Genomic DNA, 15,250 nt, shown 5'->3' with positions numbered 1-15,250 from the left:
CCGCCACCGGGGGTGGATCGGTGCGAGACGGATCCGCCTGCGGCGGATCGGTGCGAAACGGATCCGCCTGCGGCGGATCAGAGAGCCCGGTCGCGGGTCTCCATGAGTGCCGCGGTGCAGACCAGGCTCACGAGGCCGATCGCGGCCAGCATGATCCCGATCGCGATACCGCCGTAGGAGGCAGCGAGCGGTGCGGCGATCATCGGCGGGATGGCGCCGCCGAGGACACCGGCGAAGTTGTAGCCCAGACCGGCACCGGTGTAGCGGTAGCGGGTCGCGAACATCTCGGGCAGCAGTGCTCCGCACGGTCCGTAGGCGATACCGAAGATCGCGAGGGTGATCATCATCCCGAGCACGAACGCGATCGGTGAGCCGGTGTCGAGGAGCGGGAACAACACCAGTGCCCAGACCACGGAGAACGCGCACGAGACCATGATGACCTTCTTGCGCCCGAAGCGGTCGGAATACAGCGCGGACAGCACGATCGCGAGACCGAAGACGAGCGACGAGGCGATGCCCACCATCAGGACGAACGGCCGGTCGAATCCCAGCTTGGACGTCGCGTAGCTGGTCAGGTAGGCCGTGCCCATGTAGAAGAAGGCGAACATGATGGCCAGCGCACCGCCGGCGAGGAAGATCTCCTTGGCCTGGTAGCGCAACGCGTCGAGGAAGGGCAGCCGGCGCGGGGCCTCGACCTCGGCGGCCGGGGCACTACGGCGGGCTTCCTGCTCCGCACGAAAGACAGGAGTCTCTTCGATGGCGAGGCGCATGTAGAGGCCGATGCCGACGAGAACGATGCTGAGCAGGAACGGGATCCGCCAACCGTAGTTCAGGAAGGCGTCGTTGGTGTCGCCGAGGGCGAGACCGGTGAACAGGAAGGTGCCGCTCGACAGGGCGAAGGCGATGGCGGGACCGAGCTGCGGGAACATCGCGTACAGACCGCGTTGGCCCGGTGGCGCGTATTCGGCGGTGAGCAGGGTCGCGCCGGCCCACTCACCGCCCACTGCGAAGCCCTGGGCGAATCGCAACAGCACGAGGATGATCGGGGCGGCGACACCGATGGTCTCGGCGCCGGGTAGAAGGCCGATGAGCAGGGTGGAGATACCCATCAGCAGCAGCGTGGAGATCAGCGTCTTCTTGCGTCCGATGCGGTCGCCGAAGTGCCCGAACAGCATTGCGCCCACGGGGCGGGCGATGAAGGCGACGGCGAAGGTCGCGAAGGAGGCGACGGTACCCGCGGTCGATCCGAGTGCGGGGAAGAAGACCGTCGGGAAGACGAGCGCTGCGGCGGTGCCGTAGATGAAGAAGTCGTAGAACTCGATCGTCGTGCCCATACAGCTGGCGACGGCGACGCGCCGGATACCGGGCCCTTCCTTCGAGGGTCCCGCGTGGCGGGGTGTGGATGGATCGGGACGCGAACGTCCCACCGGTCCGGCGACGGGGGGTTCGGCAGCCCCCGGGGTCGACACACTGGTCACGTGAGTCCTCCGTTGTCCGTTCGAACCGCGGGCGTGATCGCCTCGGCGGATGAACGAAACGTAGTGATGCCGGTCACCCCCTCGCCACCCCCGAAAGGGGGGTGCGGGTGACCGGCATCACATAGTGTGCCGAACGAACGAAATTGTCAGCGGCCGGCGGCGCCCGCGATCTCCTGGCGCATCTCGCCCCACACGGAGGCGTAGGAGTCGATGTTGGCGGCCGTGGCCCACGCCAGCGAGCCGCCCTTGATCTTCTCCAGGGCCTCGGCGAACAGGTCCTGGTAGCGCGACAGGCGCGGCACGAACGCCGACACGTCGTCGAACAGACTCTGTGCCCGGCGGTCGAGGCCGATGAGGCCGTCGACGAATCCGTCGGCGTCCGCGTTCTCGAGGAGCGTGTTCAGCTCCTCGTCGAGCGGGAGGAACTGGTCGTAGAGTTCCGAGATCGAATCCTCGTCGATGGAGACCCGTTCGGCATCGAGCTGATCGTTCAGCTCGGAGGTGCCCTTGTCGGTGAGGCTGATGCCGCCGTCGTTCTCCGACGCCTTGCCCTGCTCGAGGAGCGCGGCCACCGCGGCCTGACCGGCCGACACCGACACCCCGAGGTGCGCGGCGATCACCTCGGCCGTGACCTGCTTCTTCAGACGCACCGTCTGCAGCAGTGCCAGTTCGTCCACGTTGCCTGCGAAGGCCATGCCCACTCCTCGTCGCACCCGCCGGGCGCCCACGTCGTCGTCCGGAATCCGGACGGATTCCGTTCCGATTCTGACGCACACCGGCAACCGGCAGGTGAGTCACCCTCCTCCCGATGGGATCATGCAGAGGGGATCACGGGGACAGGCCGGGCACCGGGCACGCATCGGCGGCCTCGGCGACCACGGTGGGCACATCGGACACGGCGGGCTCCACGCCGGCCTCCCGGTCCCGCCCGGTGAGCGGCCGGTCGGCTTCCAGGAGGGCCAGTTCGTCGGGAGTGAACGCGCGCCCCCTGCTGAGGAAACGCAATCCCTCCGGACTTTCGAGACTGAACCCGGAGCCGCGTCCGGGCACCACGTCGAGGACGAGACAGGTGTGCTTCCACGCCTCGAACTGCGAACCGGAGATCCACACCGGCACGGCGTCGGCGCCGACCGGCGGATCGGAGCGGGTCTCCCCTGCCCCGAGACGCAGGTCGAGGACTCCGAGGAGCACGTCGCGGTCGCCGACGACGAAATCGCCCTCGGGATAACACATCGGCGCGGAGCCGTCACAGCATCCGCCGGACTGGTGCATCATGAGCGGTCCGTTGCGCTGCGCGAGGCGGCGCAGCAGGGCGACGGCATCGACGGTCGCCACGATTCGCGGGACGGTCACAATCCTGCCTTTCCGTTGGGGTGCACGATGTTCCGAGCGTATGGCAACGGCGCCTGCCACGTCGTGCGGACGTGACAGGCGCCGAAGTTCGGATCAGAAGAAGCCCTGTGCCTTGGGGGCGTAGGACACCAGGAGATTCTTCGTCTGCTGGTAGTGGTCGAGCATCATGTGGTGGTTCTCGCGGCCGATGCCGGACTGCTTGTAACCACCGAAGGCCGCGTGCGCGGGGTACTGGTGGTAGGTGTTCGTCCACACCCGGCCGGCCTGAATGGCGCGACCGGCACGGTAGGCGACACCACCGTCACGGGACCACACACCGGCACCGAGACCGTAGAGGGTGTCGTTGGCGATCGAGATCGCGTCGTCGAAATCGGAGAAGGACGTCACGGACACGACCGGGCCGAAGATCTCCTCCTGGAAGATGCGCATCTTGTTGTCGCCCTGGAAGATCGTCGGCTGCACGTAGTAGCCGCCCGAGAGGTCGCCGCCGAGATCGGCGCGCTCACCACCGGTGATGACCTTGGCACCCTCGCTCTTGCCGATCTCGATGTACGACAGAATCTTCTCGAGCTGGTCGTTCGAGGCCTGAGCGCCGATCATCGTGTCGGTGTCGAGCGGATCGCCCTGGCGGACGGCCTTGGTGCGGACCGCGGCGAGCGAGAGGAAGTCGTCGAAGATGTCCTGCTGGATCAGCGCACGCGACGGGCACGTGCACACCTCACCCTGGTTGAGGGCGAACATCGTGAAGCCTTCGAGCGCCTTGTCCTGGTAGTCGTCGTTCGCCGACAGCACGTCGGAGAAGAAGATGTTCGGGCTCTTGCCACCGAGTTCGAGGGTGACCGGGATCAGGTTCTGCGAGGCGTACTGCATGATCAGCCGGCCGGTGGTGGTCTCACCGGTGAACGCGATCTTGCGGATGCGCGGGCTCGACGCGAGGGGCTTACCCGCCTCCACACCGAAACCGTTGACGATGTTGACCACGCCGGGCGGCAGCAGGTCGCCGATGATCGAGATCAGGTGCAGGATGGACGCCGGGGTCTGCTCGGCGGGCTTGAGGACCACCGCGTTGCCGGCGGCCAGGGCCGGCGCGAGCTTCCACACGGCCATGAGGATCGGGAAGTTCCACGGGATGATCTGGCCGACGACGCCGAGCGGCTCGTGGAAGTGGTAGGCGACCGTCTCGGAGTTGATCTCGGAGATCGAACCCTCCTGCGCGCGAATGGCTCCCGCGAAGTAGCGGAAGTGGTCGATCGCGAGCGGGATGTCGGCGTTGAGGGTCTCGCGGATGGGCTTGCCGTTGTCCCACGACTCGGCGAGGGCGATCGACTCGAGGTTCTCCTCGATGCGGTCGGCGATCTTGTTGAGGATCACCGCGCGTTCGGCGGGCGAGGTCTTCCCCCAGGCCGGTGCGGCGGCGTGGGCTGCGTCGAGCGCGAGTTCGATGTCCTCCTCGGTGCCGCGAGCGACCTCGGTGAACACCTGGCCGGTGACGGGGGTGACGTTCTCGAAGTACTCCCCCTTCACCGGAGGCACCCACTGGCCGCCGATCCAGTTGTCGTACCGGGACCGGAAGGACATGAGGGCGTCGGGCGAACCGGGACGGGCGTACACGGTCATGTGCATCTCCTGCAGCGTCGAGCGGTCGGTATGTGATCCGGAACACTACGAACGCGAGGGTTGCAACTACGTTGCGAGCTGCCTGTCCAATCGGGTCAATGTGGCGTCGACCTGCGCGAAGCGGGGCGAACGGGGATCGATCGACGCCCGGTAGGCCGCCCAGGCGGTGATGTCCTCGCGGCCGTGGACGGACGAGGTCCATTGCGCGAGCAGATGCTCCTCGCCGCAGCGCAACAGCGCCGCCCGCACGCCCGAGCGGAGTTCGTCGCGGATCTCCTCGATGCCCGGCGCCACCGATCCGGGCAGGATCTCCCCGGTACAGAGGCGGACCGCCGAGGCCACGTCGCCGCGGTCGAGTGCGCGACGCACGTCCGCGACATCGGTGTCGAGCGTGGTGAGCAGCCGGTAGGGCCGCGAGCCGAGGTGTTCGGCCCCGAGCACCTTGCGCAGGCGCGACATCTCGGCGCGGATCGTCACCGAGTCGAGTTCGTTCTCGTCGAGCAGCACCGCGAGCCGGTCGGAGCTCAGGCCCTCGGGGTGATCGGCGAGGATCAGCAGGATCTCGGCGTGCCGGCGGGACAGGCCGACGCGTTCGCCTCCGCGGTGCAGGGCGGGCCGTCCGGCGCCGATCGTCTCGATGCGCGGTGTCGCCGAGGGGAACAGCGGGCGGCCGCTCAGGGCATGCAACCGCAGTTCGGCCTCCGCCGCCGCGACCGTCGCGCGGACGAGTTGCAGGACCTCGGGCGCGGCGACGCGGTGCCCACCGGTGATGTCGATGGCACCGAGGACCCGGCCGCTGGTGGGGTCGTGCACGGGAGCGGCCGAACAACTCCATTCGTGCACCGTGCGGTTGAAATGCTCGGCGCCGAAGATCTGCACCGAATGATCCACGGCGAGAGCCGTTCCCGGAGCGTTCGTGCCGACGCGGTCCTCGCTCCAGTCGGCACCTTCGACGAAGCTCATCGACAGGGCGCGGTCGCGCGCGGCGTGGTCGCCCTCGACCCACAGCAGCCGTCCCTGACCGTCGGTGACGGCGACGAGCAGTCCGCTGTCGGCGGCGTCCTCGACGAGGAGCTTGCGCACCACCGGGCGGATCAGCGACATGGGGTGGCCGGCGCGGTACTCCTCGAGTTCGTGCCCGGAGAGCAGTGCGGGTTGTTCGACGACGTCGGGATCGATGCCGCGCTGCAGGCTCCGGCTCCACGAGTCGCGGACCACCGAGCGCACCCCGTCGAGCCGCTCCTTGCCGCGCGCGGAGACGAATGTGCCGTGCGCGCGCAGCACCGCACGTGCGTGCGCGGCCACGTCCGCTCCCGGGTCGAGTGCCACCCACGGGTTGGTCGTCGCGATTCCACGATCCGTCATGTACCGGCGCCTCCTCCCCCGACACTGTAGTCGGGATCACACCGTGTGCGGCAGGGCATCCCTCGCGGTCGCGGCGACCCGGTGGGCGAGCATCACCGCGGTGGCGTGCGGTCCACGGCTCGGGACCTGCGGAAACACCGAGGTGTCGACGACGCTCAACCCATCGATCCCGCGCACGCGGCACCACTCGTCGACCACGGCGTACTCGTCGTCGCCCATCCGGCACGTTCCGGACAGGTGCAGCGACGTTCCGAGCCTGCCACCACGCGCGTCCACGCTGCCGGCCTCGACGACGCCGGTGGTCGCGGCGAGGAGGTCGGCGGCGAGCCGGACACCCTCCTCCAGAGCTCGCCGGTCGGCCGCGTCGGTCAGGTATCGATAGTCGAGCAGAGGTGGACGTCGCGGGTCGCGTTCGTCGAGCACGATGCGTCCGCGACTGCGTGGGCGCGTCAGGACGACGCCGAGCACCGGATCGGCGACACCACTGCCGGGGATCGCCGCACCGAATGCCGCGGTGTACGGGCGCAGTTCGAGGTTCTCGGTGTGCAGGACCGTCTCGAGCAGCAACGTGTGCGACGGGAGACCCGGGCGGAACCGGTACGGGACGGTGACCTCCGGGTGGTCGGAGAAGTCGCAGCCCACCCCGGGAAGGTCGTGCAGCGGATCGATGCCGAGCCGGCGCAGTTCGTCGGCCGGTCCGATGCCGGAGAGCATCAGCAGCTGGGGGGACCTCACCGCGCCCGCAGCGACGATCACGTGTCCGGCCGAGATCGTGCGTGGTCCGTCGGGTCCGGCGATCTCGACGCCCACCGCGCGACCGCCCGCCATCACGATGCGGGTCGCGGACACCCCGCCGGCGACCGTCGGATTCGGCCGGTCCAGGACGGGCGCGAGGTACGCGAGGAACGGACCCACCCTCGTGCCGTCGCGCATGTTCGACGGGACCGCGCCCACCCCGTCGGGTCCTGGAGCGTTGAGGTCGGCGACCGGTGTGAATCCCGCACCTTCGGCGGCGTCGACGAAGGCACGCGAGAGCGGATGCATCCGTTCGCGCGGCACCCGGGTGACCGGTATCGGGCCGGAACTTCCGTGCAGGTCGCCGGGGATATCCGCGTCGGTCTCGACGGCCCGGAAGTACGGCAGCACCTCCTCGTACGACCACGAGGGGGGCCACGACGCGAAGTCGTCCGGCCGCGCACGCACGAAGTAGGCGCCGTTGACCGCGCCGGAACCGCCGAGCACCCGGCCCCGCGTCACGGTCGCCTCGACGTCCGGGGTCAACCGTGCGGGAAAGTCCGCCGCCCACGGGCTTTCCGGACCCACGGGAAGGACGGCAGCGTCACGGATCTCGCGTGGAACAGCGGACGCCGATCCGAACGCCGCGCCCTCCTCGAGCAGCAGCACGGTGCGGTCCGGATCGTCGCTGAGCCCGGCGGCGAGAACGCAGCCGCAACTTCCACCGCCGACGATCACCACATCGGCGTGCGCCGGGATCATGTCACTTCCGGATGTCGGGTACGAGCGCGGCCGCCGCGCGGGCGTCGAGCGCGCCCTTCCACAACCCCGCGCCGTAGGCGAGGTCGTCGAGGCGCTTGTAGAGCAGGTACCGGACGGGATCGAGCCCACCGCTCTCGCGGTGCGTCTTCCAATCCCAGATACCTTCGGCCACAGCGCAAGCCAGCACGGCCCGACGAACCTTGCGGGAGAACACCGCTGCGACGACCGTGACCGGCCAGTAGTGCCGGCACACCGCCGACGCCACCTGCCACAGACCACCGGCGAATCCCTGGGCCGTGAGCAGCGCGGCGATGCGGTCGGGCCGGTCGAGTTCGGAGAACATCCGCCGCAACCGCACGAAGGTGACCACCTGGGTCAGCACCGCTGCCATCACCCCCACGCGGGTGAAGCTCGCGATCGCGACGCACGCGAGGAGCGTCCAGATCGACATCACCATCGGTGCGACGGAACCCGGATGCCGCTCGGCCAGCGGGGCCGCACCGGTTCCGTAGAATGCCTTGCGCGTCAACCACGTCCGGAAGCGGGTGCGATGGTCGTGCGCGACCCGCGAGATGGGCTCGTACCGCAACCGCCACCCCGAGGTCTGCAGTCGCCGGCACAGATCGACGTCCTCGGCCACGTGCATCGCCTCGTCGAAACCACCGCAGGCGACGAGCGCGTCGCGACGGACGAGCAGCGCCGCGCTCGGCACGTACGAGACAGGACCACCCGCGACCACGGCGGATTCCCGGCTGCCGAGGTCGAGCGACGAGCGTGCGTGCTCGTACTTCGCGAGCGCGCTGCTGTCGGGTTCGAGGGCCACGATGCGCGGCGCGACGAGTGCGACCGCGGGATCGGTGAAGTGCCCCAGCGATCGTTCGAGCCAGCCGAGTTGTGGTACCACATCGGAATCGAGGAAGGCGACGAATTCCGTTGTCACCTGCTGCAATCCGGTGTTCCGGGCCGCTGCGGGCCCACGGGAGGTCTCGTGCCGGATCACCCGGACGCGACCGCGTTCCGGAGCCTCGACCGGCTTCTCGGAACCGTCGTCGACGACCACGACCTCGTGCCCTTCGACGGCGGCGAGCAGACGGGCGAGGCCGGAAGGATTGTCCTTGACCGGGACGACGACGGTGACGGCGGAACTCGGCGGCAGCTTCGTCGGCCGGGGGTTCCCGATGCCCGAGTCCAGCAGACGGCGCGCGACCGCGGCGCTCTGCGCGTCGACGACCTCGACGAAGTCCTCGTCGATCATCGCTACGGCGGCGGGCGCGAGTTTGAGCATGCGCGTGGGCGATCCTCCGACGAGGACACGCCCTCCGGCGAAGCTGCGCACCCGTCCGTCGATGCGCACACCGAAACCGTCGGGGAGCCGGGTCGCCCGGGGCGGCGCCGCCTCCGGGGACGTCGCCTGTGGAGTGATAGCCCGACTCACCGAAGCCTTCCTTCCGTTCCCGGCTGCCACCGGGCGACCTGTGCACTCGCCCGCTCGACCAGACTCGCGAACAGGCGCGCGCCGAGTTCTGCGGTGGCCTCGGTGGGGTCTCCCAGCACTCCGTTCGCGGACACCGAGACGATACCGGCTTCGCGCAGTCGTGGCATCAGTGCTCCGATCGGTTCCGTCGCCCCGACCGCAGCCCGTGTCATGTCGACCGTCCCGGGTGCCAGGTGCAGCAGCAGACTCGTCTCGGTGACACCGGCATGGGCGTCGGATCCGGGCACCGCGCACGGAAGCCAGGCAGCATCGCGGCCTTCGTATCGCAGGAGACTCACCGCCTCGATCAGCGGATAGGCGTTGCCGCCGTGCCCGTTGACGAAGACGACCCGCTTCGCCCACCGGCACACCGACCTGCCGTATTCGACGATCAGCGCCTTCGTCACCTCGGCTCCGATCGAGACGGTGCCGGCGAAACCTTCGTGTTCCCCGCTGGCTCCGTAGGGCAGGGGTGGGGCGAGGACCACCTCGGGCAGCTCGGCGGCGACAGCAGTCGCGATCCGGGTGTCGGTGTCGAGGGGAAGGTGCGGGCCGTGTTGTTCGAGCGCACCGATCGGGACGGCCACCGTCACCCGGTCGGGTTCGATGTCCGTCCAACAGGCGTCGGCGAGCTCCCGCATCACCGCTCCGATGCTAAGGGTTTCGCGGGCGTGCACGAAACCCGGAGGTCCCGGTAGGTCCGCCGGACCCCGAGATCCGATCGGTACGCTTTCCCGGTGCTGATCGAACCTCGTCCGCTGGACGATCCGGACGTGCAGGACCTCATCGGCGAAGTCCAGCTCGAATACGTGCGGAGGTACGGCGGACCCGACGACACCGAACTGTCGCCGCACGAATTCGAACCACCGAGCGGGGTGTTCCTCCTGGCGGTGGCCGACGGGATTCCGGCCGGGATCGGCGGCTGGCGGGCACCGGAGCATTCGCATCGAGGGGTGCGCGACGGTGATGCCGAGATCAAGCGGATGTACGTGCGGGCGAGCATGCGGCGTCGCGGTGTGGCCGAACGGGTGCTGGGTGCGCTGGAGCGGACGGCGACCGATGCCGGTCGCCGTCGCATGATCCTCGAGACGGGCAGCGAGCAACCCGAGGCGATCGCGTTGTACGCGAAGGCCGGGTACGTACCGATGAACGAGCGCTTCGGGCTCTACGCGGAATCACCGACCGCCATGTACTACTGCAAGGAACTGCCCCCGATCCGTCTGGCGACCGACGACGACCTGCCGGTGCTGCAGGAGATCGAACGCGCTGCGGGCAAGCCCTTCGCCGAGATCGGGATGGCGTTCGTCGCCGACGACGATCCTCCGTCCGTCGAGGAACTGCGCGCCCACCGGGACGCGGGTCGCTGCTGGGCGTGGTTCGACGAGCACGGACGAGCAGTCGCGTATCTCGCGGCCGACATCGTCGACGACGGCGTCCACATCGAGCAGGTGTCGGTGCATCCCGATCACGCGCGTCGCGGGATCGGTCGCATGCTGATCGACCACGTCGTGGGGTGGGCGCGGGACGCCGGTTTCGGATCGCTGTCGCTGACCACCTACCGCGACGTGCCGTGGAACGGCCCGTACTACGCGCGTCTCGGCTTCCGCACGGTCGCGGACGATGTTCTCTCCCCCGCTCTCACCCGGATCCGTTCGGAGGAACGGAAACACGGCCTCGACCGCTGGCCGCGGATCGTCATGCGCCGCGGGCTGGAGACGTAGGAGCCAGGTTCCTGGCGGCCCGCTCCCCCTCGACGATCGCGGCGTGCAGGCGGCGTGGCGTCACCGCGTCGCCCACGCGGATCACTCTCGTGCCCGGCCCGGTGAGTTGCCGCCACAGTTCGTCGACGGGTTCCTGATGGGTGGCGACGACGACCGCGTCCACCGTGAGCGTCGTCTGCTCGCCGGTCGCGTGGTGGACCAGGGCGACCTCGGCGCCGTCCGGCAGGTCCACGACACCGCCGACGGCGACGCCGGCGAGTCGCTCGATCCGCTTGTCGTGGGCGCGGCGCAACCAGCCGTCGAGCTCGAGCGTCAGGCCGAGGTCCTGGCCCACGAGCATCCCCGGCGTGCACACCGTCACCGTGCATCCGCGGTCCGCCAACAGTTCGGCGACCGAGGTCGCTTGGTGGAAACCGAGATCGTCGACGACGAGGACTCGGCCGGAGGGTGCAGTACGACCGGTGAGCACGTCGCGCACGTCGCTCACCCGCGCCGACGAACCTGCCCAGGCGGGCCGATGCGGGCGCGCACCCGTCGCGACGACCACGACGTCGGGCGCGAGCGCGTGCAGCGTCGCGGCATCGGCGGTCACACCGGTGCGGATGTCCACTCCCCTGCGGCGGCATTCGGCGTCGAGGTGCGTCACCGCGCCGAGCAGTTCGGCGCGGTGCGGCGCGGCGGCCGCCTCACGGATCTGGCCGCCGGTGCACCGGCTCCGTTCGAGCAGAGTGACCGAATGCCCCTGTGCCGCAGCCGACGAAGCCGTCCGGAGACCGGCGGGTCCGCCGCCGACCACGAGGACCCGCTGCGGTACGGCAGCCTCGGCAGGGCCGTCGGATTCGTATCCGGCGTGAGGATTGACCGCGCATGCGATGGGACGGTTGAGTCCGACCCTGCCGATGCATTCCTGGTTGCAGCCGATGCACGGCCGTACCTCGTCGTCGTGGCCGGAGAGGGTCTTGTTCGCGAACTCCGGGTCGGCGATCTGTGCGCGCACGGCGCCGACCAGATCGCACACTCCGTCGGCGAGCGCGGCGCCGACCTGTTCGGGTCGGGTGAAGCGCCCGACCCCGACGACCGGCAGCGACACCGCTGCCCGGATCGCGTCGGGGACGAACAGGGAATAGCCGTGCGGCGTGGACATCGGCGCTTCGATCAGATGCAACGTCTCGGTCGCGACGCCCACGGACGTGTTGAGGTAGTCGACGTCGCCGCTCGCTTCGAGCATCCGCGCGACCTGCACGGCGTCGTCGATACCGACACCGCCGTCGGTGCCGTCGTGACCCGTCAGTCGCACCCCCACGACGCGGTCGCGCCCGACGGCGCGCCTCACGGCGGACACGACCTCGAGCAGCAGACGGACCCGCCCGGCGAGATCCCCGCCGTAGCGGTCGGTGCGACGGTTCGTCGCGGGTGCGAGAAAAGCGCGCAGGACGGATGCCTGGGAGCACTGGATCTCGACACCGTCGAACCCGCCCTCGGCGCAGCGGCGGGCGACGTCGGCGTAGCCCGCGACGAGTTCGGCGATGTCGGATTTCGTCATCGCGCGCGGAACTTCGCGGAAGAGCGGGTCGGGTTCGGGGCTCGGCGCCCACAACGGTTGCCCCGTGTACATCGAGGTGCCCTGCGCGCCGTTGTGGTTGAGCTGCGCGAGAATCCGCGTGCCGTACCGGTGCACGGCGTCGGTGAGGCGTCGGTAACCGGCGAGGACGTCCGGGTCCCAGCCCCGGATCAGCTTCTCGTAAGGCCGGTCCGAGGGGTGCACGGTGTGCTCCTCGGTGACGATCATCGACGCGCCGCCGCGTGCTCTGGCTTCGTAGTACGCGATGTGCCGGTCGGTGACGGTGCCGTCGACCGAGAAGTTGGTCAGGTGCGCCGGGAAGACGATGCGATTGCGCAGGGTGACCGGACCGATCCGCAACGACGCGTGCGGAAACGACGCGTGCGGAACGGTGCCGGCCCCCGTGCGCGTCACGGTCAGACCTTCGAGTTTCCCTGGTCGACGGCCATCTGGCTGCCGGTGATCGTGGAAGCCCGATCGCTCGCGAGGAACAACACGGTCTCCGAGATGTCGTCGGGGTCGGCGGCGGGCTTCTCGGTGAGGATGGGGACGAAGTTCGGTCCCCACGAGGGGTTCTTCTCGAACAGCTTCAGGACGCTGACGTCGGTGCCCATCGGGGTGTTCACGCCGTAGGGGTGGATGGAGTTGACCCGGATCCGGTACGGGCCGAGTTCCTTCGCCGCCGCCTGCGTGATACCGACGAGACCGAATTTCGCTGCCGCGTAGTTGATCTGACCGGGCATCGCCTTGAGTCCCGCCACCGAGCTGACGACGATGACGGATCCGCCGTTGCCGGCCTCGATCATCGCGGGGGCGGCTGCCTTGAGGGTCTTGAAGACACCGGTGAGATTGATGTCGATCAACTCTTCGAACTGGTCGTCGGGCATCTCCCAGAAGCGGTTCCAGCTGCAGATGCCGGCATTGGCGACCACCACGTCGAGCCGTCCGAACTGGGCCACGCCCTCGTCGACGACGGCCTTCAGCGCCGCGCTGTCGCGCACGTCCGCGACGCGGGCAAGGATCTTCCCGCCGGCCTCCTCCACGAGCCGGACCGTTTCGTGGAAGTCGTCCTCGGTGGCCTGCTCGTAGGTCACGTACTCCGAGACCGGGGCCGCGATGTCGACGCCGATGACGGACGCGCCCTCGCGCGCGAACCGGATGGCGTGGTTGCGGCCCTGCCCGCGTGCGATCCCGGTGATGAAGACGACCTTGCCGTCGAAATCTCCCATGTCGGCCCTTCCCGTCGACCCAGATCAGAACGCGTTTCAGTGTGCCCCACGTTACAGTGCCGTGGCGACCCGGTATCCCTCTCGGACGGCCTCGCGCACGGTCCTCGGGGCCGCGCGGTCGCCGATCGACCACGATCCCGACTGTTCGGACACTTCGTGCGGTAGCAGGGGTGCGCAGTCGACCAGGACCGCGTCCGCGACCGGCGCGGTTTCCCCGGACACCCGATCGACAAGGACGACTCCGTCGGCATCGACGGAACCGATCCGGCATCCGAGATGTCTCGCCACGCCCGCCCGCTGCATGCGGACGTCGAAGGCGACGAGGTCGCCCGTCGGCGCGAGTCGTGATCCGGCGACCGGATCACCCGTCGCGTAGTGGACCTCCACGCCGCGCTCCACGAGACGGTCGACGACGGTCCTTGCCACCGGACCACCCATCGGATCCCACACGACCATCCGGGACGCAGGCGGCCGAATCCCCGACAGCACCTCCGCGGCGGTCGCGTACCGCTCGGGCGCGGTCACCTGAAAAGAGGGTGGACGTGGAAGCCCGCCGGTGGCCTGCACGACCTCCGTACCCGCGGCGAGCGCACTCTCGATGTCGACAGCACTCACTTCCGTGCCGGTACGAATGTCGACGCCGGACTCCAGGCATTGCTGTTCGAGCCAGTCGACGAGCGCAGCGAAGTCGGGCCGGCCACCGCGCGAGACGGCGGCGATCGTCCCACCGACCCGCTCGTCCGCCTCGACCAGGACGACACGGTGACCGCGCGTCGCTGCCACGCGGGCTGCTTCCAGGCCGGCCGGTCCGGCACCCACCACGAGTACGTCGCGTGCGGAGGTCACCGGTCGGGGAGAGTCCCGTGTCTCGGCGCCGGCCTCCGGGTTCGCGATGCACCCCACGATCGGGTTGTGGAAGTCGTCGACGAGGCACGCCTGGTTGCAGCGCACACAGGGACGCGGCCGACGACCGCGACGGGCGGCGACGACGAGGCCGGGGTCGGCGATCTGTGCGCGGGTCATCTCGACCAGGTCGCACGTGCCGTCGGAGAGTGCCCGCTGCGCGTGTCCGAGGTCGGCGACGCTGCCCTGCAGAGCGATCGGGACCGATCCGGCGACCGCCTCCCGGATGCGGTGGCACAGTTCGTCGTTGAATCCTGCAGAGATATGCGCGGCGGGCCGATACGACTCGGGTGAGAACAATCCGCCGCGCACCACCGTGAGCAGATCGATCGACGGTGCGATCGCGCGGACGTATCCGGCGGCGATGTCGGGAGTGATGCCCGCCCACGGCGCGTTCTCGTCGCACGAGAGTCTCAGGGCGAGGATGCGATCCGCACCGATCCGCGTGCGAACGGCGGCGATCACTTCGCGGAGCAGCCGCACACGGTCGGTGCCGTAGGTGTCGTCGCGGTGATTGGTCAGCCCGGAGAGGAACTGCCGCAGCAGCGAGGTCGGTCCCGCGTCGAGTTCCACTCCATCGAGATCGGAGTCCACGGCGACGACGGCGACGCGGGCGAAGGACTCGACGAGCTCGGCGATCTCGCGCTCGGTCGCCTCGGCGGGCAGTTCGCGTGTCACCGGGTCCGGCACGCGCGAGGGTGCCCACAGCGGTGCGCGGGTCCACGCGCTCGAACCCTGGAGGCCGCGATGGCCGAGGCCTGCGAGCACGAGTGTCCCGTGCGGACGGCAGGCCTCGACGATCCGCCGGTAGCCGTCCCCGCAGCGCTCGGCCAGCGGCGCGCGTTCGTAGGGATGGTCGGAGGGGTGTACCGAGGCCGTTTCCGTCACGACGATCCCGCACCCACCGCGTGCACGTCGCGCGTAGTACGCGACGTGACGGTCCGAGAACGACCGGCCGGCACCGAGATTCGTGACGTGCGGACCGAAGATCACCCTCGCCGAAGCGGTGCGTCCGGCGAGGGTGATCGGTTCGGTGAGCGCGGGGCCCATGT

12 protein-coding genes are annotated in these 15,250 nt (G+C 69.4%); 1 reads left to right on the top strand and 11 read right to left on the bottom strand.

The features are described 5' to 3' along the window. Positions 1–77: 77 nt before the first annotated feature. From ACNJ7K_RS27525 to mftE, 8 genes are all read right to left on the bottom strand, one after another. Positions 78–1,478: an MFS transporter gene (locus ACNJ7K_RS27525; protein WP_120279973.1), complete on the bottom strand. Its 1,401-nt coding sequence runs from the start codon at positions 1,476–1,478 to the stop codon at positions 78–80. A 146-nt stretch (positions 1,479–1,624) separates the two neighbouring features. After that, positions 1,625–2,173, bottom strand: coding sequence for a hypothetical protein (locus ACNJ7K_RS27520; RefSeq protein WP_120279974.1), 549 nt, complete (start codon positions 2,171–2,173; stop codon positions 1,625–1,627). Between the two features lie 133 nt (positions 2,174–2,306). Next, complete coding sequence (locus ACNJ7K_RS27515) at positions 2,307–2,831, bottom strand: DUF779 domain-containing protein (RefSeq protein WP_230791185.1); 525 nt, start codon at positions 2,829–2,831, stop codon at positions 2,307–2,309. Positions 2,832–2,924: 93 nt separating this feature from the next. Further along, on the bottom strand, positions 2,925–4,448 hold the full coding sequence (gene adh / locus ACNJ7K_RS27510; RefSeq protein WP_059383407.1) for an aldehyde dehydrogenase: 1,524 nt from the start codon (positions 4,446–4,448) through the stop codon (positions 2,925–2,927). A 66-nt stretch (positions 4,449–4,514) separates the two neighbouring features. Continuing rightward, entirely contained in the window at positions 4,515–5,813 is a 1,299-nt protein-coding gene (locus tag ACNJ7K_RS27505; protein WP_487042643.1) for a GAF domain-containing protein, read from the bottom strand. Positions 5,814–5,849: 36 nt separating this feature from the next. Further along, entirely contained in the window at positions 5,850–7,310 is a 1,461-nt protein-coding gene (gene mftG, locus ACNJ7K_RS27500) for a mycofactocin dehydrogenase MftG (protein ID WP_487042642.1), read from the bottom strand. A gap of 1 nt (position 7,311) precedes the next feature. After that, positions 7,312–8,733, bottom strand: coding sequence for a mycofactocin biosynthesis glycosyltransferase MftF (mftF, locus tag ACNJ7K_RS27495; RefSeq protein ID WP_487042648.1), 1,422 nt, complete (start codon positions 8,731–8,733; stop codon positions 7,312–7,314). A gap of 8 nt (positions 8,734–8,741) precedes the next feature. Then, positions 8,742–9,425: a mycofactocin biosynthesis peptidyl-dipeptidase MftE gene (gene mftE / locus ACNJ7K_RS27490; protein ID WP_277371830.1), complete on the bottom strand. Its 684-nt coding sequence runs from the start codon at positions 9,423–9,425 to the stop codon at positions 8,742–8,744. Between the two features lie 96 nt (positions 9,426–9,521). On the opposite strand from mftE, the gene ACNJ7K_RS27485 reads away from it, so the two are divergent. Further along, positions 9,522–10,505, top strand: coding sequence for a GNAT family N-acetyltransferase (locus ACNJ7K_RS27485; RefSeq protein WP_487042641.1), 984 nt, complete (start codon positions 9,522–9,524; stop codon positions 10,503–10,505). Here ACNJ7K_RS27485 and ACNJ7K_RS27480 read toward each other — a convergent pair. From ACNJ7K_RS27480 to ACNJ7K_RS27470, 3 genes are read right to left on the bottom strand one after another with little or no spacing between them, the layout of a single operon-like run. Beyond that, complete coding sequence (locus tag ACNJ7K_RS27480; protein WP_487042640.1) at positions 10,480–12,480, bottom strand: mycofactocin system FadH/OYE family oxidoreductase 2; 2,001 nt, start codon at positions 12,478–12,480, stop codon at positions 10,480–10,482. The two genes, ACNJ7K_RS27485 and ACNJ7K_RS27480, sit on opposite strands and share 26 nt — an antisense overlap. A 2-nt stretch (positions 12,481–12,482) precedes the next feature. Next, positions 12,483–13,295 carry a mycofactocin-coupled SDR family oxidoreductase gene (locus ACNJ7K_RS27475; protein WP_120279982.1) on the bottom strand — a complete coding sequence of 271 codons (813 nt, stop codon included), beginning with the start codon at positions 13,293–13,295 and terminating at the stop codon, positions 12,483–12,485. Between the two features lie 51 nt (positions 13,296–13,346). Continuing rightward, positions 13,347–15,248 carry a mycofactocin system FadH/OYE family oxidoreductase 1 gene (locus tag ACNJ7K_RS27470; RefSeq protein ID WP_487042639.1) on the bottom strand — a complete coding sequence of 634 codons (1,902 nt, stop codon included), beginning with the start codon at positions 15,246–15,248 and terminating at the stop codon, positions 13,347–13,349. Positions 15,249–15,250 lie beyond the last annotated feature (2 nt).

This window comes from Rhodococcus shunpengi (assembly GCF_048381395.1).
In the GTDB taxonomy this organism is placed as follows: domain Bacteria; phylum Actinomycetota; class Actinomycetes; order Mycobacteriales; family Mycobacteriaceae; genus Rhodococcus.
The sequence above is the reverse complement of the archived record's forward strand: the minus strand, read 5'-3'. Positions and strand labels throughout refer to the sequence as shown.